This is a genomic window from Dokdonella sp. (assembly GCF_051958935.1).
Taxonomy (GTDB): domain Bacteria; phylum Pseudomonadota; class Gammaproteobacteria; order Xanthomonadales; family Rhodanobacteraceae; genus Dokdonella_A.
The window spans coordinates 1-21881 of record NZ_JBQCFP010000125.1 but is presented as its reverse complement, the minus strand read 5'-3'; the positions used below and the strand labels follow the sequence as shown (position 1 = coordinate 21881).

Here is a 21881-nt window from a genome sequence, read left to right as displayed (position 1 = left end):
CCGTTCGCGCCCATTCGGGCCTGTACGAATGGACCGCTGCACCCGACCTGCGAACCTTTTCGTATATCGCTCCCTTCATGCTCTAATGGAGCGCACCGGCATGGGCGAGGGGCGCAGCCGGGCGAACGCACATGCGGAGCTTCCATATGGCCAGGCCGTTGCGGACGTTGCTGTTCCCGTGCGTGCTGGCGTGCGCGAGCTGCGCGGGCTTGCGCCTGGCGCCGCTGGGCGAGCACGCGCAGATCGTGCTGGTCCGGGCGCCAACGCCCGCCGATGCGGCGCAAGTGAACTATCTGCGCGCGTATCGCGACGTCCGCTGCAATGGCGCTCGTACCCGAGGCCTTTCCATCGGCCCGGAAGACGCCGGAGACAAATCGCTCGAAGTGGAAGGCGCGCAGCGCGTGTTCCTGTTCGGCACGGCCGAGCGCTGGGCCCCGCGTGACGCCACGGGCGCGCCGGGCGTCGTCGACCTGGTCGGCAACCGCTGCGAATACCTCGTCAGCTTCATCACCGAACCATCGCACACCTATCGGGTTTCGGAGGAAGCCGGGGAAGCGGGCTGCCGCATCTCGGTGCTCGATGAGCAGACGTCGCATGCACCGCCGGACCTCGCCGAGCACGACTCGGCCCTGTGCAACGAACTCGGCCGCAAGCGCGAGTCACCGCCGCCGCGTCCGCAGGCGTGCAGGCAGGACGTCCCTCGCGGCGCGACCGATCATGTTGCATCGCTGGCGCGTTGCAGCTGAGCGGTCGCAATGGCCCGATCCATCCTGCATGCCGCCGATGCGCGCGATCACGGCGATTGCGCCGGTCACGGGGCGTCGCTAGCCTCGGCGGCATGCAGGTCTCGACGCTCCTTCGCCAACCGCTGCTCTCGGTGCGCGACTACCGCTGCGACGCGGGGCCCTCCGATCGGCCGTTCGCCGAGTGTTTCGGCGAGCACTCCATCTCGTACGTGCGACGCGGCAGTTTCGGCTGCCATGCGCGCGGGGAACGGCACGAACTCGTCGCCGGCGCGTTCCTGATCGGCCATCCCGGCGACGAGTACCTGTGCACGCATGACCATCACGCCGGCGGCGACGAGTGCCTGTCGTTCCATTTCGCACCCGCGCTGATCGATCGCCTCGACGGCCGCGGCGCGCGATGGCGGGCGGGTGCGCTGCCACCGCTGCCCGGGCTCGTCGTGCTCGGCGAACTCGCGCAGGCGATCGCCGAGGGTAGCAGTGACGTCGGCCTGGACGAGATCGGGCTGCTGCTTTCGCAGCGCCTGCTCGACCTGCTCGCCGGACGCACGCGTTCATGCGGCGAGGCGCGCGCGTGCGATCGCCGCCGCGTCGTCGAGGCGGCGCTGTGGATCGACGCGAACGCCGCGCAGCCGATCGACCTCGAAACGGCAGCCGCCCAGGCCGGCCTCAGCGCATTCCACTTCCAGCGCATGTTCGGCCGCGTGCTCGGCGTGACGCCGCACCAGTACCTCGTGCGCGCACGCCTGCGCCGCGCGGCGCGCCTGCTCGCCGACGCGGATGGCGCGGTCACCGACGTCGCCTACGAGGTCGGTTTCGGCGACGTGTCCAACTTCGTGCGCACGTTCGGGCGTGCCGCCGGCATGTCGCCGCGCGCGTTCCGCCACGTCGCGCGCGGCGGGCGCAAGATTCTCCAAGAACATTCATCCGCCGACGCCTAGGCTGGCCGCTCCCCACGACAGGAGCGCCTCATGTACGACCATCTCCGCCTCAAGGTGAAGGATCTCGGCGCGAGCTCGCGCTTCTATCGCGCGGTGCTCGAGCCGCTCGGCCACGAGGGCGATGCCTCCGGCAGCGGTTTCGGCCCGCCCGGTTCGCCAGGCCTCTGGCTGCTGGAGAACGCGCAGGAGGCGCGCGGCGGCACGCACGTCGCGTTCCGCGCGGTCGATCGCGCAGCCGTCCAGCGATTCCACGCGCAGGGACTCGCGCACGGCGGGCGCGACAACGGCGCGCCAGGCCCGCGGGTCGGCTACGCGCCGAACTATTACGCGGCGTTCCTGCTCGATCCGGACGGCAACAACGTCGAAGCCGTCTGCATGGAAGCGCGCTGAGCATGGCGACCGTCGTGCATGAATTCCATCTCGATGCCTCCCCGGACGAGGTGTGGGATGCGGTGCGCGACGTCGGCGCGCTGCACACGCGCCTGGTGCCGGATTTCGTCATCGACACCGTGGTCGAAGGCGATGCGCGCCGCGTCACGTTCGCCAGCGGGCTCGTCGCGCGCGAGCGCATCGTCGACATCGACGATGCGCGCCGGCGGATCGCCTGGAGCGTGGTCGGTGCCGATCGCCTCGAACATCACAACGCCTCGCTGCAGCTGTTCGCCGCTGCCGCGGGCACGCGCGCCGTGTGGATCGCCGACGTGCTGCCGCACGCGGCGGCGCCGGCGATCGAGGCGATGGTCCGGCAGGCTGCCGCGGCCATGCAACGTCATTTCGCCGCCGCCGCGCGCGACAAGCGACGGTAGTCCCGGCCCCCGACTGCATGCACATCGCTTCGCACCGCGCCACCCGCGCACGCAATCGGTTGACGCTCAGCCGCGCAGCACCATGAGGCGGCGCTCGGTCATGTCCTCGATCGCGTAGCGGATGCCCTCGCGGCCGAGGCCGGAGCGCTTCACGCCGCCATAGGGCATGTTGTCGACGCGGAAGCTCGGCACGTCGTTGACAACGACGCCGCCAACCTCGAGCCGGTCCCAGGCGCGCGTCGCGTGCACGAGCGAATCGGTGAACACGCCCGCCTGCAGGCCGTAATCGGCGTCGTTGACGCGCGCGAGGACGTCGTCGAAATCGTCGAAGGGCTCGAGCAGCGTGACCGGGCCGAAGGCTTCGAGCCGGTTGATCTTCGCGCCGCGGGGGACGTCCTCGAGCACGGTCGCCTCGAGCCGGTTGCGCTCGCGCGCGCCGCCGCAGAGAAGCTTCGCGCCCGCGCGTTCGGCTTCGGCGATCCAGGTCGCGAGCCGCTCGGCCGAGGCGTCGTCGATGAGCGGACCGAGGAAGGTGTCGCGCTCGCGCGGGTCGCCGGCCTTGAGCGCCCGGGTCGCAGCGACGAAGCGCGTGCGGAGTTCGGCGTAGATCGATCGATGCACGTAGATGCGCTGCACCTTGATGCAGCTCTGGCCGGACTGGTAGTAGCTGCCGAACACGAGCCGCCCGACGACGTGATCGAGCCGGTCGCGCTGGTCCGCGTCGACGATGCACGCGGCGTTGCCGCCGAGTTCGAGCACGACCTTCTTGCGGCCCGCCTTCGCCTTGAGGTCCCAGCCGACCTGGCCACCGGTGAACGAGAGGAGCTTCAGGCGTTCGTCGGTGACGAACGGATCGGCGTTCTCGATCCGGCACGGCAGCACCGAGAACGCGCCCTTCGGCAGGTCCGTCGCGGCGAGTACCTCGCCGATGATGAGCGCGCCGATCGGCGTCTTCTCCGACGGCTTGAGCACGAACGGGCAGCCCGCCGCGATCGCCGGCGCGACCTTGTGCGCGACGAGGTTGAGCGGGAAGTTGAATGGCGTGATGAACGAGCATGCGCCGACCGGCACGCGTTGGACGAAGCCGCGATAGCCTTTCGCGCGTTCGGAGATTTCGAGATTCAGCACCTCGCCGTCGACGCGCACGGCTTCCTCGGCCGCGACGCGGAAGGTGTCGATCAGGCGCGTGACTTCGCCTTCGGCATCCTTGATCGGCTTGCCTGCCTCGATGCACAGCGCGAGTGCGAGTTCGTCCTGGCGCTCGCGCAAGCGCGCGACGCATTGCTCGAGCACGGCCTGGCGCGCGTACGGCGGGAATGCGCGCATCGCGGATTCGGCTGCTGCGGCAGCGGCGATCGCACGCTCGATCATGCCGGCGTCGGCGAGCGCCACGCGCGTGGCGAGCTCGCCCGAATACTTGTCACGGACTTCGAGCGCCTCGTTCGGCTGCACGGCCTCGCTCGCGAGGTAGCACGGGTAGCGTCGCTGCAGCATGGATTCTTCCTCGGCGCGAAGGACAGCGTGCCTACTGTATGCAAAACCGCTGAACGCGGGCAGCATCGCCGGGCGCGCACGGCCGGGCGGTCCGTCATCGCGGCCTGCTAGACTCGCGCCATGGCCAACGGGGCAGGGGACACGGCGGAGATCGAGGCGCTGCTCGAGGGCGTGCGCGGCGGGCGTGCGGACGCGACCGACCGGCTGTTCGCCATGCTCTACGACGAATTCCGTGCGCAGGCGCACGTGCTGCTGCGGGTCGGGCCGCGCCAGACGCTGTGCACGACCGAGCTCGTCAACGAAACCTGGCTGCGCCTGTCGGGGCGTACCCTGTCGGTGGAAAGCCGGCGGCACTTCTTCAACCTCGCGGCGCGCGCGATGCGCCAGCTGCTCATCGACCGCGCGCGCACGCGCGCCGCCGGCAAGCGCGGCGAAGGGCACGAGGCGCTCACGCTCGGCGCGGCGTCGGACGTCGCCGCCGACGAACCGTTCGACGTGCTCGCGCTCGACCGCGTCATGACCGGACTCGCCGCCACGGACGCCGCGCTCGCCGAGCTCGCCGAGATGCACCTGTTCGGCGGCCTCGGCTTCGGCGAAATCGCCGAGCTGCGCGGGGTCAGCGAACGAACGGTGTTCCGCGACTGGCGCGCCGCGCGCATGTTCCTGCTGCGCTTCATCGGCGAAACCGACTGAGCCGGCGCGCGACTGGCAGTCGGGCGGGTCCGTCTTCGTAAGGGTCAGTCAGGATCCCTTGCGAGACGTGCCATGCGCCTGACCAAGCCGTTCGCTCCGCTGCTGTTCCTGCTGTGCCTGTTCGCCGGCAGGGCCGCCTCGGCGCTCACCGTCTGTGTCGCCGACACCGCGACGCTGGCCAACGCGCTCGGCGCCTTCAATACCGCGCCGGACGGCACGACGCTCACGATCAAACTGGTCAAGGGAACCTACGCGATCGGTTCCACGCTCGGCGCCGTCTACTACAGCAGCTACCCGGAATCGGTCGGCTTGAAGCTGCTCGGCGGCTACACGGCCGGCTGCGCGAGCCGCACCGTCGACCCGACCAACACCGTCATCGACGGCCTCGGCCAGAGTGGTGCGCGGATGGGCGTGACGGTCCACGGCGACGCGGACCTGCTCATCGAAGGGGTCACGTTCACCCGGCTCGTCGGCGGCGACGCCAACCAGGCCGCGCTTTCGCTCGGCCTCGACGTCGACACCAGCGACACCTCGACGATCGAGATCCGCTACAGCCGGTTCGTGAACAATACCGCCGCCAAGGTCGTCTACGTCAGCGGTGCGCAGATGCGCTTCGTCGACAACCTCGTCGCGCACAACACGGTCCAGCCGGGCTCGGATTCGGCCGCGGTCCACGCGATGTACAGCTACGGTGCCGACTCGATGCTGGTCGCTACCAACAATACGATCGCCGACAACAGCGGCCCCGGCCTGCGCGTCGGCACGAGCATCAATTCCGACAGCAGCCGCCTGAGCGAGATCGCCGACAACATCCTGCGCGGCAACGGCACGGCCGATCTTTCGCTGGGGCAGTTCGCGACGGCATCCAATCCGCTGCTCGTCTATCAGAACATGATCGGTACGACGACGGGTTACATGCCGGACGCGACCAACCTGGCGTCGGATCCGCGCTTCGTCGACCCCGTCGGCGGCAACTACAGGCTCCAGTCGAACTCCCCCGCGATCAACAGCGGTGCATTCCTGCAATTGTGGGGTTTCCCGGCGCACGACATTGCCGGCGGCACCCGCATCGTCGGCAGCCGAATCGACCGCGGCGCGTACGAGTCGCCGATCGACGATTCGACCACCGCGATCGTCAGCACGACGGCGGACAACGGCAACGATACGTCGCCGACGCCGGGTTCGCTGCGCGCGGCGATCAAGGCCGCCAATGCCGCGACGGGTCCCTACACGATCCGCTTCAACATCGCCGGCGGTTGCCCGCGCCTGCTCTCCCTCGCCGCGCCGATGCTGGACGTGACCGGCGACGTGACGGTCGACGGTACCAGCCAGGCCGGCTGGACGCCGAATACCCGCTATGGCGCGTTCGACGCGAATCTCTGCTTCTACGTCAACGGCGCGGCCAATCCGAACACGCCGTGGGCGCTGCACGTGCCGGCGAGCGCGCCGGCGAATGCGCGCCTCGTGGTGCGCGGAATCGGTTTCGCCGGCTTCAACGACGCGGCGATCAAACTCGGAGGTGGTCGCGGACACTCGATCGCCGGCAACCAGTTCGGCGCGGTCCCGTTCACGCCCGCGAACGCGAGCGCGATCCGCGTCACCGGCAATTCCGGCCCCGCGTTCATCGGCGGCTACGACGACGAATCGGCGGTCAACCTCATCGCCGGCAGCAGTGCCGCGGGGATCCAGCTCGACAACACCGCCGGCGGCTCCGTGGTGGCCAACAACGTCATCGGCTTCGTGCCCGATGGCCTCTCTGGCAGCCCGAACGCAAACGGCGTGTTCGTTTTCAACTCGAAGAACAACGCCATCCAGTACAACTACATCGGCAACAACCTGTCGAGCGGCGTGATCCTTTCCGGCAGCGGCTCGAACGGCAATCGCGTGCAGTACAACGTGATCGGCATGGCCTACGACGGCTCGCCGTCGGGCAACGGCAGCGCCGGGGTCCTGGTCAGCTTCGCTGCGAGGAACAACACGATCGGCGCGCCGCTCAACGCGACTTGGGGCGGCAACTTCATCGTCGCGAGCTCGGGCCCGGGCGTGTGGATTTCGCCGTCCGGCGGCACCGGCAACAGCGTGCTCGACAACGAATTCGTCTCCAACGGCGGCCTCGACATCGATCTGGCTGCAGCCGGTCCCAGCGCGAACCAGGCGACCAACCCGGCCACGGGGCCGAACGCACTGCAGAACTATCCGGTGCTGACGAGCGCCGCGCGCGATTTCGCCCACGGCATCGAGGTCGTCACGGGCACGCTGGACAGCGCGCCGAACACGACCTACCGGCTCGACCTCTACTACGGCGCGACCTGCAGCGCCAATGCGGCCGGGCGCGGCCTCGCGTTGTATCCACTCATGCGAACCGCGGTGACGACCGGTGCGCTCGGCAACGTCCCGTTCACCGCGAGCGTGCCGTTCGGATGGGGCGACCTGCCGCTCGGCGCGATCAGTGCGACGGTCACCGACCCGGCCGGCAACACGTCCGAGCTCGGCAACTGCGTCCACGAGGGCGACGACGATGCGATCTTCGAGGACGGCTTCGAAGCGCCGCACTGATGCGCGCGCCGCACCATTCCGCGTCGCGATCGTGATCTTTGGAGCGCGTCCGATTAGGATCCGCATCGAAGGGGATCTTCGATGAACGCACACGACGACCGCACCGAACGGCTGCGCCGCGCGCTTGCGCTCGCGCGCGCAGGCCTCGAACGCGCGCCGGGCGAGCGTGCCGCCTGGCTCGCGCGCGAGGCTGCCGGCGACGCGTCCCTGCACGATGAAGCATGGGCCCTGCTGCAGCTCGACGACGCGCCCGAGCAGGCGTTCGAACGCATCGGCGAGAACGCCGATCCGGCGCTCGATCCGCTGCTCGGCGCGATGGTCGGGCCGTTCCGCATCGAGCGCCGCATCGGCAGCGGCGGCATGGGCACGGTCTATCACGCGACGCCCGTCGCGGGCGTCACGCGCCAGCCGGTCGCGCTCAAGGTGGTCAAGCGCGGCATGGATTCGGAGGACGTGCTCGCGCGCTTCATGCGCGAGCGGCAGATCCTCGCCGGGCTCGCCCACCCGAACATCGCACGCCTGCTCGACGGCGGCCTGACCAGCGATGGCCGGCCGTGGTTCGCGATGGAACTGGTCGACGGCGAGCCGCTCACCGCATGGTGCGATGCGCGCCGGCTCGGACTCGCGCGCCGCGTCGAACTGTTCCTCGGCGCATGCGAGGCGGTCGCGTACGCGCATCGCAACCTCGTCGTGCATCGCGACCTCAAGCCGCCGAACGTGCTCGTCACCGCCGACGGCGAGGTCAAGCTGCTCGACTTCGGCATCGCCAAGCTGCTCGACGGCGCGGCCGACGCGACGCGCACGCATGCGGCAATGACGCCCGAGTACGCCGCGCCGGAGCAGTTCGCGCACGGCCCGATCACGACACAGACCGACGTGTACCAGCTCGGCCTGCTGCTGCACGAACTGCTCGCCGGACGCCGCGTCGCTCGCGCCGGAAGCGTCGGCACGACCGGCCGCCTTGATGCCGCCACCGACGACGGCCTGCTCGACGCGCGCGCGGCCGCGCGCGGCACGACCGGTCCCGCATTGCAGCGTGCGCTGCGCGGCGACATCGCCCGCATCGTGCGACGCGCGATGCACCGCGATATCGGCCGCCGCTACGCGAGCGTCGCCGCACTCGCGGACGATCTCGGCCGCTGGTCGCGCAACGAGCCGGTCAGCGCGACCGACGACACGCTCGCCTACCGCGCGCGCATGTTCCTGCGCCGGCATCGCGCCGCGGCCGGCGCGGCTGCTGCCGTCGTGCTCGCGCTCGGCATCGGCCTCGGACTCGCCGTGCGCGAAGCGCGCGAGCTGCGCCGCGCTGAGCGATCGACCGAGAACGCGCTCGGCGTGCTCGAGGATGTGTTCCTCGGTGCGGACCCGTGGCGCGCGAAAGGTGGGGCGACGCGCGCGGTCGACCTGCTCGCGAACGCGCGCACGCGCATCGCCGCCGACACCGCGCGCGATCCGGTGATGGCCGCGCGCCTGCTCGGCGAGATCGGCGAGGTTTATGTCTCGCTAGGCGACCGCGCGTCCGCCGAAGCCACGCTGCACGAGGCGGTCCGCGCCGGCGAGCTCGCCGGCGAACCCGCTGCGGTGTCGACCGAGGCCGCGCGCGCGCGCCTTGCGCACTATCGCCTCGTCGGCGACGGCGATCGCGGCGCACTCGCCGACATCGACGCCGCGATCGCGCGCCTGCGCGCAGCGGGTGACGCCGGACGACTGATGCTCGCCAAGGCGCTCGAATACAAGGTCGACGACGCCTTCAACACGGGCGACTACGCGGCGATCGCCGCGCTGTCGAGCGAGTCGGTGCAGCTGTATCGCGCCGCCGCGGGTGAATCGTCGCTGGAGTATGCCGGCGCGCTGGGCAACCAGGCGTCGCTGCTGCGCGCGGTCGGCCGGGCCGGCGACGCGCTCCCGCCCGCTGCGGAGGCCTGGCTCATCGTCGGCTAGCTCGCGGGTGCCGCACCGCCCGGCGCGCGGCTGTATGCGGAACAGCAGTATGCCGGCGCACTCGCCGCGAACGGGCGCGGCATCGAGGCCGAGCCGCTGCTGCGCGACGCACTCGAACACGCGCGCACGGACATGCCGACCGACCATGAACTTGCCGACGCGATCGCGTGGGAACTGGCGAGCACGCAGGCGACGATCGGCCGTTTCGACGACGCTGCGCAGGGCCTGCATGACCTCGTCGCGCGCATTGACACCAAGAGCGCGAACCTCGCTGCCGTGCACAACATGCTCGGCAGTGCCGAACTTGCGCGCGGCCACGCGCAGGACGCGCGGCACGCATTCGAAAGCGCGTCGGAGCTGCTGTGCAAGGACGGCACGACGCCGCCATGCGTGATCGTGCGGTTGAACCTCGCCGAGGCGCTGCTCGAGCTGTCTGCCGCGGAAGCGGTACCGCTGCTGCATGCACTCGACGCCGACATCGCCGCGGACGAAGGCCGCCCGCGGCGTCGCTGGCGATTGCTCGAGGCGCGCCGCCTGGTCGCCGCCGGCGAGGCCGAGGCCGCCCGCGCGCCACTCGCGCCGCTGCTCGCCGACGCCCGCGCCGCGACGACCCCCACGCTCGACGATGCCAATGTACTCGCGCAAATCGCCGCGATCGAGGCGCAGGCGGGCGAGCGCGATGCCGCGCTCGAGGACTACCGCGGCGCGGAACGCCGACTCGCGACGATCTGGGTCGGCGAACCGCCGCAGCTGGCGCTAATCCGCGCGCGTATCGCCGCGCTCGAAACTCCCGCAGTCGCGCCGGTCAGCGGTCCTTGACGACGAGCGCGAACTCGCCGTCGACCACGCGTGCCCGCAACGCGCGCCCGGGCACGGCTTGCGCGACCGAACGCACCACCTCGCCGGCGCTGTCGTCGAGCAGGATCGCGTAACCGCGTTCGAGCGTGGCCAGCGGGCTCACCGCGTGCAACGTGCGCGCGAGTTCACCCAGGCGCGCGCGACGGCGTTCGACGCCGTGCCGCGTCGCGAGGCGCAGGCGCTCGACCAGCCGGAATGCATGTTCGTCGCGCCGCGCGAGCAGCGCGGTCGGATGCTGCGCGAACAGCCGCACGCGCGCCTGATGGGTGCGCGCTTCGCGCCGTTCGACGACGCCGTCGATGCGCTCGAACAGGCGCCGGCGCAGCGCGTGCAGGCGCTCGTCGGCACGCGCGAGGCGCGCCTGCGGGCGCTGCGCGTTGAGGCGCGCGAGCAGGTGGTCGATCCGCTGCGTGCGCGATTCGAGCATGCGCCGCAGCAGCTGCAGCACGCGCTCTCGGTGTCGCGCGAGCGCACGCGCGAGGTCGCGCGCGTCGGGTACCAGCAACTCCGCCGCCGCCGACGGCGTCGGCGCGCGCAGGTCCGCGACGAAGTCGGCGATCGTGAAGTCGATCTCGTGGCCGATCGCGCTGACCACCGGGATCGCGCTCGCGCGGATCGCGCGTGCGACGCCTTCGTCATTGAATGCCCACAGGTCCTCGAGCGAGCCGCCGCCGCGCGTGAGCAGCAGTACGTCGTGGCGCCGTGCGCGTGATGCGGCCTGGAGCATCGCGACGATCGCGCCGGGCGCTTCGCGCCCCTGCACGGGCACCGGCAGCACGTCGATGGCGGCGAGCGGGAAGCGTCGCGCGATCACGCTGAGCACGTCGCGCACGGCCGCTCCGCTCGCGGACGTGAGCACGCCGATGCGCCGCGGCAGCGGTGGCAGGGCACGCTTGAGGGCGGCCTCGAACAGGCCTTCGGCGGCGAGCGTCGCCTTGAGCTGCTCGAACGCGCGCTGCAGGGCGCCATCACCGGTCGGCTCGAGCGAATCGACGATGAGCTGGAACTCGCCGCGCTGTTCGTACAGGCTGACGCGCACGCGCGCCGTCACGTGCATGCCGTCGGCAGGACGGAAGCGCAGCCAGGTGCTGCGCGGCCGGAACATCGCGCAGCGCACCTGCGCACCGGCATCCTTGAGCGTGAAATACAGATGCCCGGAAGCGGGTCGCGAGAAGTTCGAGATCTCGCCCTCGACCCAGACCAGCGGCAGCGCGTCCTCGAGCAGGTCGCGCACGAGGCGCGCGAGCGCGGACGGCGTGTACACCTCGCGGCTGGTGCGTGAAGGAGCGACCGGATCGGACATGGCGGCGTTGCGCGTGCGGCCGCACAGGTTACCGCAAAGGGCGCGCGCCCGGTCGTTCAGCCCGGCGGTCGCGACGACGTGTCGTCGCGCGCGGCCGGCGGCGCCTTGCGGCGCAGGTCGACGTAGCGCGCGACCAGCGCGGCGCCGATCCAGATCGCCAGCGCGGCGAGCGGCCAGGCGACCAGGCGCGGCCACACCAGCGCGAGCGTGGCGGCGCCGAGCAAGGCGACACCCGCGACGAGCAGCGGCGTGCATTCGGCCGGGCCGAGCACGCGCCGGTTGGTGATCGCCGCGCCGATCGAATTGGCGAGGCGCAACGCACCCGCGGCCGCGCGCCCGGAACTGCCGCCCTGGGCGCGGCCGTTGCGCGGTTTTCGCTCCTCGACCACGCGGCGGCGTTTGGGCATCTTCAGCACGATCTCGGTCGCGCGCGCGAGGTCCTGCTCGTATTGCGCTTCCATGCGGCGCGCGAACGCATCGTCCTCGATCGCGAGGTCGATCTCGCAGTTGCCGATCCAGCTCGCGAGGTTGAGGTTGCTCGAACCGACACGCGCCCAGCGGCCGTCCGCGACCGCGGTCTTGGCGTGCAGCATCGAGCCGTCCCACTCGAACACGCGGATGCCCGCCTCGAGCAGCGGCCGGTACCCCGCGCGCGACAACGAGCCCACGGCGGGAATGTCGCTGCTGCCCGGTACGAGCAGGCGCACGTCGACGCCGTCGCGCGCGGCGGCGATGAGCGCCTGCACGTACGGCGCGACGCCGATGAAGTACGCGTCCGTCAGCCAGAGGTTGCGGCGCGCCATGCCCGCGATGAGCTGGTCGAGGCGATAGAGGCCCGCGATGTTCGGTACCGTCGCGACGACGCGCAGGTCGACCTGGCCGCTGGGCAGGGCGACTGCGCCGGGCACTTCGTCCGGCAGCGGCGCGCCGAGTTGCCCCCAGACGTCGGCGAACGCGTGCGCGAGTTCGATCACCGCGGGTCCGCGCACCGTCACCGCGGTATCGCGCCAGGGTTCGATCCCTTTCGCGGCGTCGCCGAGCCAGGTGCCGCTGACGCAGATGCCGCCGACGAAACCGACCGTGTGGTCGACCACGAGGAGCTTGCGGTGGTCGCGCGAGAGCCAGCCGAACGGGCTAGCGAAGCGCGGCGGGTTGTAGGCGCGCACTTCGCCGCCCGCGGCGAGCAGCGGCGCCCAGAAGCGCGAGCCGGACTGGCCGAGGCAACCGAGCCAGTCGCGCACGATGCATACCCGTACGCCCGCGGCCGCGCGTTCGGCCAGCGCCTGGATGAATTCGCGGCCGAGTTCGTCGTCGCGGAAAATGTAATTCTCGAACAGGATCGAGCGCGTCGCACCGCGGATCGCCGCGAGCCAGGCGTCGAAGGCCGCGCGCGCGTCGATGAGCAGGTCGACCGCGTTGCCCGCGAGCAGGGGCGCGCCGGCGGCCCGGCTGAACGACTGTTCGGCGAGCAGGCGCAGCGCGGACGAGCGCGTCGGCGGCATGGAGAGGGGAGCGGTCGCGGCCATGCGGTCAAGTGTAGCGGCTGCAGCCGGCAGCGGGTTCGCGATGGCGCGCTCCTTGCACTCCCGGTTCAGGCCGCAGTACAAGGAGCTCGCGCATGAACGCCGCCTACCGCCGTCTCGCCACCTCCCTTCCGGCTCCCGCCGGCAGCGCCTTCGCGCACGACGCCCGCGCGCTGCGCGCGTGGATCGACGCGCTGCCGATGGCCAACTTCCAGATCGCCGCCCGGCGCATGCTCGATGGCCTGCAGGCGTTCAACCGCACGCGCAGCGAGGGCGTGCGCCGGCTCGAGGCACTGGAGACGCTGCGCGGCACGGTCGCCCAGCTCGCCGCCGCGGCCGACAAGCAGATCATCGGCTCGAGCTTCCCGCTGCCGCCGCAGAAGCGCGAACTCGGCGCGCTCGCCCTCGGTTTCCAGGCCGAACTCGCGCTCGGTTACCGGCTCGCGCTCGCCGAGCTCTGCGCGCCCGCGGGATCGGTGCCGTTCCTGCGCAGCAAGCAGGTCGTGCTCGCAGCGACACGAGCGCTGCAGCACGGCGCCGACTGGCTCGACAAGGCATGCCTGCTGTATCGCACGCCGCCGGCCGGGGCATGGCAGGCGTTGCACGACGTGCATCGCTACATCGCGGCGCTGCGCCTCGCCGACCGCAGCGTCGAGGATGGACAGGGCCAGATCGATGCGCGCACCGCCTACGTGCAGGCGCTGCTCGTCGCGCTCGCCAATCCGTACCGGTACACGCAACGCGAGCAGGGCGAACTCGTCGCGCTCGCGCGCGTGCTCGCGCCGCTGGCCCAATTGCGCGAGCGCGGCGGCTCGGGTGACGTGGTCGTGCGCACGGACGTCGATCGCGGGCCGGGTTACCTGCCGGAAGAAAGCGCAAGCGCGACATCGGAGGAGGTGTCGCTGCATCTCGCCCCGATGATCGCGGTGGTCGCCGAACGGCTCGCGGCCGTCGAGGGCGCGCGCAGCGTGACGATCCGCGGCCGCGGCGGTCCTGCGCAGACGCTCGACGCGCCGCTCGCTCGCCGTTTCCTCGCGGGCTGGAGCGCGCACGGCGAACGCAGCCACGCGCGCGTCGGTGGCGGCCACGTGCTCGACACGGTGATCGGCCTGCAGGACCTGCACGCGACCCTGGCCGGCGGGGAGGACTTCGAGACCTTCATGCAGCACGTGCGCGGCCAGGTCATCAGCCTCGCCGACCTCGACTACGGCGCGTCGTGGGCGAAGGGCGCGACCGGCAGTACGCGCACGCTGAAATTCCCCGCGCGCGTGATCGACCAGGGCCTCGGCGGCTACCGCCTGCTGTGGGAGCGCGGCAGCGGCAACGAAAGCGTGCGCGCGCGCGTCGCCGAACTGGTCGGCCTGTCGCTGCCCGCGGACGCCGACGGCGAGCGCGGCGACTGGATGGTCGGAGTCATCCGCTGGATTCGCATCGACGACGAGGGTCGCGTGGATGCCGGCGTCGAACTGCTCGCCCGGCGCGCGTTGCCGGTGGGACTGCGCACGCTCGACGACAGCCGGCGGCCGCCGGTGCGTGGCGTGCTGCTCGCGCCGCTGAACGGCGCGATGCAGCCACCCGAGCCCGGAATGGACTACGATGCGCTGCTGGCATCGACCGAGATCGACCGTGGCGTGCGCGAGCTGGAGCTGACCGCGCCGCCCGACCTGATCGGACCGCCGATGCCCGCGCGCAGTGGGCGGATCGGCAACCTGCGCGTGCTTGAAGCGACCGGTATCTACCAGCATTTTGGGCTGGCCCAGCACTGACCGCGGCGCGGCGGTGCGGGCGCCGCCCCGGAGTCAGGCCACCCCATGAATTCCAGTGTCATCCCGGACGTCGCGCACGCGCGACGCGCGAGCGTGCCGGTCGCGGTGCGTTCGGTCGTCGTCGGCGGCCGCGCGCCGATCGTCGTGCAGTCGATGACCAATACCGACACCGCCGACGTCGCCTCGACGGCCAAGCAGGTCGCCGAACTCGCGCGCGCCGGTTCCGAGCGCGTGCGCATCTCGGTCAACACGCCCGAGGCAGCGGCCGCGGTGCCGCGCATCCGCGAACGCCTCGACATGAGTGGCGTCGGCGTGCCACTGATCGGCGACTTCCACTACAACGGCCACCAGTTGCTCGAGCGCGAACCCGCCTGTGCCGAAGCACTGGCGAAGTACCGCGTCAATCCCGGCAACGTCGGCTTCGGCAAGAAGAAGGACACGCAGTTCGCCGCGATCATCGAGACCGCGCTGCGCTACGCCAAGCCGGTGCGCATCGGCGCAAACTGGGGCTCGCTCGACCAGTCGATGGTCGCCGCGTTGATGGACGAGAACCATGCGCGCGCCGAGCCGTGGGACGCCGCGCGCGTCGGTCGCGAGGCGCTCATCCGATCTGCGCTCGATTCGGCCGCACGCGCCGAGGAACTCGGCCTGCCGCGCGAGCGCATCATCCTCTCGTGCAAGGTGTCGGGCGTGCAGGAACTCATCGCGGTCTACCGCGACCTCGCCGCGCGCTGCGACTACGCCTTGCACCTGGGACTCACCGAGGCCGGCATGGGTTCGAAAGGCATCGTCGCGTCGAGCGCGGCGCTCGCCGTGCTGCTGCAGGAAGGCATCGGCGACACGATCCGCATCTCGCTGACGCCGGAACCGGGCGAAGCACGCACGCGCGAGGTGATCGTCGCGCAGGAACTCCTGCAGACGATGGGCCTGCGCGCGTTCACGCCGCTGGTCACTGCGTGCCCCGGCTGCGGCCGCACGACGAGCACGCTGTTCCAGGAGCTCGCCAAGACCGTGCAGGACCATGTGCGCGCGAAGATGCCCGAGTGGCGCCTCAAGTACGACGGCGTCGAAAACCTCACGCTCGCGGTGATGGGCTGCGTCGTCAACGGACCGGGCGAATCCAAGCACGCCGATATCGGCATTTCCCTGCCGGGTACCGGCGAGGCGCCGGCGGCGCCGGTATTCATCGACGGCAGCAAGGCGATGACCCTGCGCGGAGACAACATCGCGCAGGAGTTCGTCGGCGTCGTCGAGGACTACGTCGCGCGGCGCTACGCGCCGCGAATGCATGACTGAAGCGGGCGACACCGTCCGCGCGGAAGCGCGCTTCGGCGTCGCGTTCCTGCGCCGGCACGGCCTGCTGCTCCTGCTGGTTTTCCTCGGCGTGCTCGTCCCGCTCGCCGGATTCGGCCTGATCGCGCACGAGCTGCACGAGAGCGACGGCTTCTTCTTCGACGAACCGCTGCTCGAGGCCGCGCACGCGCTCGAGCACGCAGGCCTCGACCGCTTCTTCGTCGTCGTCGCCGCGCTCGGTTACCAGTGGGGCGTGGTGCCTTTCGACGCCGCGCTGGTCGTTGCGCTCGGTTGGCGCCGACGCATGCGCGAGGGGCTGTTCGCGGGCATCTCGATCGTCGGCTCGGCGCTGCTCAACCTCGGGGCCAAGCCGCTGTTCGCGCGCGACCGGCCGAGCCTGTGGGAATCGATCGCACCCGAAGGCAACTACAGTTTCCCGAGCGGGCACGCGATGGGTTCGATGACGCTCGCCTGCGTGCTCGTGCTGCTGTGCTGGTGGACGCGCCTGCGCTGGCCCGTGCTCGCCGCGTCGGGCGTGTTCGTCGTGCTGGTCGGCGCGTCGCGCATCTACCTCGGCGTGCACTATCCGTCGGACATCATCGCGGGCTGGGCCGCGGCGGTCGCCTGGACATATGCGGTGTACGGGATGGTGTTCCGCTTCGGCGTGCGGCCATGGTCGTCGCGCACGGGTCCGGCCTGACGCATTCGCGCTTGCGGACGATGCGTCGAGGCGGTTCGTGGTCCTTCCGTGGGAGCGACTTCTTCAGTCGCGATGCTCCGGACGCCCGAGCGGGTCGAACAGCATCGCGCTGAAGCCGCTCCTACGGAGGTGTGGGCCGCTGCGCGGACGCATCATGCGACCGTTGTATGCTCGACCTGCGGCTGCGATGCGGCCGCGTGGCATTGCTCAGGGGACACCCATGTCGATTCAAGCCATCCGTCTCGCGGCGCTCGGTGTCGTCGTGCTCCTGTCCGGCTGCGCGTTGACCACCGACCGCATCGACATTGCCTACACAGCCCAGTCCGCGCCCGCGGCCGTGCCCGGCGCGAGCGGCGTCACCGTGTCGGTCGAGGTGGTCGACGACCGGCCCGACCGCAGTCGCGTCGGTTCGAAGAAGAACGGCTACGGCATGGAGATGGCGCCCATCCTCGCCAACGAGGATGTCGCCACCACCGTGCGCAGGGCAATCGAAACCGAACTCGCACTGCGTGGCTTCACGCCGTCGCTGGCGCCGGCGCTCGTGCAGGTGTCCGGCGACCTCACGCGCTTCTACAACGACCACAAGATGGGCTTCTTCGCCGGCGACGCAGTGGCGGATTTCAACCTGTCCGTCGATGTGCGGGCGAAGGATGGCGACATCGTTTACCGCCGCCAGATCGTCGCACAGGGCATCGAGCCGATGACCCAGCTCGCGACCGGCAACAACGCGCGCATCGCACTCGAAAGGGCGCTGCAGGACGGCATGGCGAAGCTGTTCGGCGACACGGAGTTCGTTGCGGCGCTGACCAGGGCCGCGACGAAGTAGCACGCCCGATACGAGCGCTCCGTGTTCGGCGGGCGGAACAGGTCAGGACTTCGCCGACAGCGCGCCGAGTTCCTCGAGGTCGAGGTCGCGTTCGAGTTCGTGCAGGGTGTCGTCGTCGATATCGCCGGCGCGGTGAAGGCGGATGAGTTCCGCGCGGCCGACCGCGACGGCGGCGAGAACGAGGTCGAAATGCGCATGCAGCATCGGCGAGTAATGGTCCGGACGGGCCGCATAGTCGATGCTCGCACTGGCTCTGCGCTGGTAGCGATCGAGCAGGCGTGGATGGATGAGCTTGCCTTCGGCGTCGTAGGCGTTGCGCTCGACGATCGCGAGCTGCACCTGCGCCATGGCCGCTTCCGCCTCGTTCATCGTCAGCGGCGGCTTTTCCGAGGGCGCTTCGGAGAGCCTCGCCCACGCGATCACGCGATTGAAGGTGGTCGCCTGCAGCAGCACGGTGCCGAGGATCACGACCGAGGCGGCGACGAGGATGAAGTCGTGTCCGGGGAACGCGTCCGGCACGCTCAGCGCGAGCGCGAGCGTGACGACGCCGCGCACGCCGGCCCAGCCCAGCACGGTCGACGCGCGCGGGCCGATCGGTGCGTGGCGCGTCAGGCCGAGGCGCTGGCACGCGAGGATGATCGCGTCGGAGGCGAACATCCACGCGAAACGCGCGACGGTAATCGCGGCGAGGATCGCGAGGCTCGGCAGGCCCATCGTGTCGATGATCGGGCCGAGGCCGCCGGCGCGCTCGATCACGCCGCGCAGCGACAGGCCGATGAGCATGAACACGCCCGCCTCGATCAGGAAGATCATCGTGTCCCAGAACGACCCGCCGCGCACGCGCGCCGACGCCGAGATCACGGTGTGCGCGTGCCAGCTCACGATGAGGCCGGTGGTGACCGTCGCGATCACGCCGGACACGTGCACGCGCTCGGCGAGCAGATAGGAGATCCACGACAGCAGTGAGGTCGCGGCGATGATGAGGTATTCGTCGTCGAGGCGGCGCGCGAGCTTGACCCAGGTATAGCCCACGATGCTGCCGATCGCCGCTCCGCCGACAGCGAGCAGCACGAACTCCCCGATCGCGGCACCCGCGCTGAATTCGCCGGTGACGCCGGCCGCGATCGCGAAGCGGAACAGCACGAGGCCGGTCGCATCGTTGAGCAGGCTTTCTCCTTCGAGCAGGATCCTGAGCCGGCGCGGCAGTTTCACGCGTTCGAGGACGGCGCGCGCGGATACCGCATCCGGCGGCGCGACGACCGCGCCGAGCGCGGCGCACGCGGCCCACGGCAGCGACGGCAGCAGGAGGTGCGCGACGACCGCGACGACGAGCGTCGTGAACAGCACTGCGCCGACCGCGAGCGCGGCGATGCCGATCGTATGACGCTTCAACTGGCCGAGCGCGATCACCCATGCGCTGTCCATCTTCAGCGGCGGCAGGAACTCCTCGAGCACGAGCTCGGGGTTGATCGGGAATGAGCTCAGTCCCGGCGCGAATCCGAGCGTCGCGCCGCCGACGATCAGCGCGACCGGCGGTGGCAGGCCCGCGCGATGGGCGAGGTAGTGCAGGATGATCATCGCGAGGATCATCGCGATGCTCAGCTGGAACAGGTGGACGAAATCCATTGCGGCGATTCCCGGCGTCGTCGATCGGCGAACTGTGGCCGAAATCGGGTCGCCGCGTCGAGATGCCGCGCAGGACCCGCGCGGGTCCGGCGTCCACGCTTCAGGCCGTCATCGTGCCCCGATGCGGCGTCGTGATGAGTTCGCCGAGATCGTAGCCTTGCTCCACGGCGGTCTCGAGGAACGCGCTGCGCGTGGCTGCGTCGATCGTCGGCGCGCGCGACAGCAACCAGAGATGCTTGCGGTTCGGCGTGCCGACGAGCGCGGTGCGGTAGTCGTCGTCGACACGCAGGACCCAGTAGTCGCCCCTGGTGAACGGGATCCAGCGCAAGCCCTCGGGCATGAAGCTCACCTCGAGCTTCGCGTTGCCGCTGCCCTCGACGATCATCGCCTGCCCGATCACCTGCGCGGGCTCGCCTTCATCGTCGAGCGCACGATTGTCGACGCGGACGGTGCCGTCGTCGTTGAGGGTGTAGGTCGCGGTGATGTCGCTGTACTCGGCAGGCTCGTGCCGCTCCGGCAGGCGCGCGATCTCGTACCAGGTGCCGAGATAGCGGTGCAGTTCGAGTGAAGGGACGGTGCGCGGTTCGTCGTGGGTGTTCATCGTGGACATCCTCTGCGGCGGGGCGCCTCGTTGTAGGGGTCGCGGCGTGAATCCCGCGGAACGCCGCGAGCCAGCGCGTCGGCGAGCATTCAGCGGGCATCACGTGACACGGTCGTACCCACCGATGTCCCTTCTCCCGCTTGCGGGAAGAGGTGCCGGAGGCGGATGAGGGAACGCGTGGGATGCTGTCGCAAGCACCCCTCACCCGCGCCTGCGGCGCGACCTCTCCCGCGCGCGGGAGAGGTGAAGTCAACGGCGCGCTGTTCGGGCCACTGCGCGTTGCGCGCGACGACTAGGTCGCGGCGGGCCCGAACCAGGTCGCGAGCGCCTCCGTGAGCCCCTCGTGCGAGCCTTCGCCGACCCAGGCGACGTAGCCGTCCGGACGCACGAGGACGGCGCTCGGCGCGGGCACCGTGCCGATGGCGGGCAGCTCCCAGGGTCCGTCACACTGCGCGCCGACGTACTGCACGCGGTCGCGCCATCCGGCGATGTCGATGTCGCCAATGAAATCGAGCAGCAGCGGGCGCGCCTCATGCAACAGCGTGTACACGCGCAATGGCCCGCCGGCGGTGGTGAGATCGAGGTCGGCCATGCGCCGTCCGAGCAGCGGGTGGCCCGCGCCGACGTCGTAGCGGATCGCGAGGCCGCTCATCTCGGCGGCGAACCGGCGCCGCGCATCGTCGGCGCCGAGCAGCTCGATCATCACCGTGGCGAGCGCCTTCGTGCGTTCGTCGCTGCGGCCGAGCGCGACCTGCGCCATCGTGTTGCGCAGCACGCGCGCGCCGACCGCATGGCGCTCGGCGTGATAGGTGTCGAGCAGGGCATCGTGTGCGACGCCCCTGATAACCTGTGCGAGCTTCCAGCCGAGGTTCACCGCATCCTGCACGCCGAGGTTGAGGCCTTGTCCGCCGACCGGCGGATGCACGTGCGCGGCATCGCCCGCGAGCAGCACGCGACGGTCGCGGTAAGCGGCGGCCTGGCGCGCCATGTCCGTGAAGCGCGACATCCAGACCGGATCGTGGATGCCGAAGTCCGTGCCGTAGACCGCGACGAGCGCGTCGCTGATGTCGCGCAGCGTCGGCTCGCCCTCCGCGTGCAGCTCGCGATCGGTCAATACGAGACGGACGAGACCCTCGGTACCGGACTGGCCGATGCCATGCGTGCCGGTGGCGTCCTCGCGCATGCCCCATGCCGGCTCGTCGCTCATGCGTGCCTCCGCAATGAGCCAGCTCCTGGTCGCATCCCAGCCCGGGAATCCGATGCCTGCGGCCTTGCGGACCGCGCTGCGCCCGCCATCGCAGCCGATGAGGTACTGCGCCCGCAACGAGGTGCCGTCGGCGAGATGCACATCGACGTAGGCGTCGTCCTGCGTGAAGCCGGCGACCTCGCGCTCGCGCAGGATCGGTACGCGAAGTTCGGCGACCCAGTCGGCAAGTGTGCGCTCGATGTGCCCTTGCCAGAGCCCGAGCGTATACGGATGACGCGTCGGCGCGTCGCTGATGTCGAGCTGCGCGGGGTGCACGTGCACGACCGGATGGCGCGTGCCCTGCATGATGAAACGCTCGGCGATGCCGCGCTGGTCGAGCACTTCGAGCGTGCGCACGTGCAGGCCGCCCGCGCGCGAGCCCTCGAGCGCCTGGCTCGCGCGCCGCTCGAGGACCGCGACGTCGACACCCGCGAGCGCGAGCTCGCCCGCGAGCATGAGCCCGGTCGGCCCGCCGCCGGCGACGACGACGGCGTGTTCGTGATGCTTGCGTAGGGATGATGACGGATGGTTCATGGGGCCTCCGGATCGTTCGAGGCCGGCGATTGGGCGCCCCCGACGGGGGCTTGCCGCAAGCCCCCGATGGTTTAGGATAGTGAAACGGGAAAGGGTGGATTCGCGGCGCGTTCGTTCAGCTTCGCCGCGAGAGCCATCGAGGACCGAAAACGCCCCAGGTCGGATCGAGGCGCGCAGCGCCGGATCCGCCGCCGCCAGGGCGCAACAGCATCGCAGGTAGTCGGTCCCGCCAAGGCGAAGGAGCGCGCAGCCCGAAGGCCAGGAAACGTGCGCCGCATTCCGCGGGGCGATGGGATCCGCGATGCCTTTCATGACATGAGCAAACGCATCCGCCGCCTTCCGTTGGACCTGCGCGGCTTGGCCGGCCGCGACGATGTCTTCCGCCTGTACGGAGCGGTGAAGCGCGCCGCCGAAGTCGACGCATGGTTGCG

At 70.6% G+C, this 21881-nt stretch carries 18 protein-coding genes; 12 read left to right on the top strand and 6 right to left on the bottom strand.

The window, feature by feature from the left end:
- Positions 1-209: 209 nt before the first annotated feature.
- From ACTHK2_RS11950 to ACTHK2_RS11935, 4 genes are all read left to right on the top strand, one after another.
- Positions 210-746, top strand: a complete 537-nt coding sequence (locus ACTHK2_RS11950) for a hypothetical protein (protein ID WP_440245940.1) — start codon at positions 210-212, stop codon at positions 744-746.
- 92 nt (positions 747-838) lie between these two features.
- Positions 839-1684, top strand: a complete 846-nt coding sequence (locus ACTHK2_RS11945) for a helix-turn-helix transcriptional regulator (RefSeq protein WP_440245939.1) — start codon at positions 839-841, stop codon at positions 1682-1684.
- A 30-nt stretch (positions 1685-1714) separates the two neighbouring features.
- Positions 1715-2074, top strand: coding sequence for a VOC family protein (locus ACTHK2_RS11940; RefSeq protein ID WP_440245938.1), 360 nt, complete (start codon positions 1715-1717; stop codon positions 2072-2074).
- 2 nt (positions 2075-2076) lie between these two features.
- Entirely contained in the window at positions 2077-2490 is a 414-nt protein-coding gene (locus tag ACTHK2_RS11935; protein WP_440245937.1) for an SRPBCC family protein, read from the top strand.
- Positions 2491-2556: 66 nt separating this feature from the next.
- Here ACTHK2_RS11935 and ACTHK2_RS11930 read toward each other — a convergent pair whose 3' ends face one another.
- Entirely contained in the window at positions 2557-3984 is a 1428-nt protein-coding gene (locus ACTHK2_RS11930) for an aldehyde dehydrogenase family protein (RefSeq protein WP_440245936.1), read from the bottom strand.
- Between the two features lie 120 nt (positions 3985-4104).
- Between ACTHK2_RS11930 and ACTHK2_RS11925 the strand changes: the two genes are divergently transcribed.
- From ACTHK2_RS11925 to ACTHK2_RS11910, 4 genes are all read left to right on the top strand, one after another.
- On the top strand, positions 4105-4677 hold the full coding sequence (locus ACTHK2_RS11925) for an ECF-type sigma factor (protein ID WP_440245935.1): 573 nt from the start codon (positions 4105-4107) through the stop codon (positions 4675-4677).
- 72 nt (positions 4678-4749) lie between these two features.
- Entirely contained in the window at positions 4750-7233 is a 2484-nt protein-coding gene (locus ACTHK2_RS11920) for a choice-of-anchor Q domain-containing protein (RefSeq protein ID WP_440245934.1), read from the top strand.
- An 81-nt stretch (positions 7234-7314) separates the two neighbouring features.
- A complete protein-coding gene (locus tag ACTHK2_RS11915; RefSeq protein WP_440245933.1) occupies positions 7315-9174 on the top strand; it encodes a serine/threonine-protein kinase in 1860 nt (619 codons plus the stop codon).
- Positions 9175-9306: 132 nt separating this feature from the next.
- A complete protein-coding gene (locus ACTHK2_RS11910; protein ID WP_440245932.1) occupies positions 9307-9993 on the top strand; it encodes a hypothetical protein in 687 nt (228 codons plus the stop codon).
- Here the strand turns inward: ACTHK2_RS11910 and xseA are convergent.
- Both xseA and ACTHK2_RS11900 read right to left on the bottom strand, forming a co-directional pair.
- A complete protein-coding gene (gene xseA, locus ACTHK2_RS11905; RefSeq protein WP_440245931.1) occupies positions 9980-11335 on the bottom strand; it encodes an exodeoxyribonuclease VII large subunit in 1356 nt (451 codons plus the stop codon). The two genes, ACTHK2_RS11910 and xseA, sit on opposite strands and share 14 nt — an antisense overlap.
- A 56-nt stretch (positions 11336-11391) precedes the next feature.
- Complete coding sequence (locus tag ACTHK2_RS11900; RefSeq protein ID WP_440245930.1) at positions 11392-12837, bottom strand: phospholipase D-like domain-containing protein; 1446 nt, start codon at positions 12835-12837, stop codon at positions 11392-11394.
- Between the two features lie 116 nt (positions 12838-12953).
- On the opposite strand from ACTHK2_RS11900, the gene ACTHK2_RS11895 reads away from it, so the two are divergent.
- The 4 genes from ACTHK2_RS11895 to ACTHK2_RS11880 all read left to right on the top strand — a co-directional run bounded on the left by ACTHK2_RS11895 (position 12954) and on the right by ACTHK2_RS11880 (position 17443).
- Entirely contained in the window at positions 12954-14624 is a 1671-nt protein-coding gene (locus ACTHK2_RS11895) for a hypothetical protein (protein WP_440245929.1), read from the top strand.
- A 45-nt stretch (positions 14625-14669) separates the two neighbouring features.
- On the top strand, positions 14670-15920 hold the full coding sequence (gene ispG / locus ACTHK2_RS11890; RefSeq protein ID WP_440245928.1) for a flavodoxin-dependent (E)-4-hydroxy-3-methylbut-2-enyl-diphosphate synthase: 1251 nt from the start codon (positions 14670-14672) through the stop codon (positions 15918-15920).
- The gene (locus ACTHK2_RS11885; RefSeq protein WP_440245927.1) at positions 15913-16617 is read left to right on the top strand and encodes a phosphatase PAP2 family protein; all 705 of its coding nucleotides are present in this window, start codon (positions 15913-15915) and stop codon (positions 16615-16617) included. The genes ispG and ACTHK2_RS11885 overlap by 8 nt, the downstream gene beginning before the upstream one ends.
- Positions 16618-16837: 220 nt before the next feature.
- Positions 16838-17443: a YajG family lipoprotein gene (locus tag ACTHK2_RS11880; protein WP_440245926.1), complete on the top strand. Its 606-nt coding sequence runs from the start codon at positions 16838-16840 to the stop codon at positions 17441-17443.
- 42 nt (positions 17444-17485) lie between these two features.
- On the opposite strand, the gene ACTHK2_RS11875 is transcribed toward ACTHK2_RS11880, so the two are convergent.
- The 3 genes from ACTHK2_RS11875 to ACTHK2_RS11865 form a co-directional block, all read right to left on the bottom strand.
- Positions 17486-19069 (bottom strand): Na+/H+ antiporter, encoded by a 1584-nt coding sequence (locus tag ACTHK2_RS11875; RefSeq protein WP_440245925.1) that lies wholly within the window; start codon positions 19067-19069, stop codon positions 17486-17488.
- Between the two features lie 100 nt (positions 19070-19169).
- Positions 19170-19670, bottom strand: a complete 501-nt coding sequence (locus ACTHK2_RS11870; protein ID WP_440245924.1) for a lipocalin family protein — start codon at positions 19668-19670, stop codon at positions 19170-19172.
- 292 nt (positions 19671-19962) lie between these two features.
- Positions 19963-21450 carry an FAD-dependent monooxygenase gene (locus tag ACTHK2_RS11865; protein ID WP_440245923.1) on the bottom strand — a complete coding sequence of 496 codons (1488 nt, stop codon included), beginning with the start codon at positions 21448-21450 and terminating at the stop codon, positions 19963-19965.
- Positions 21451-21881 lie beyond the last annotated feature (431 nt).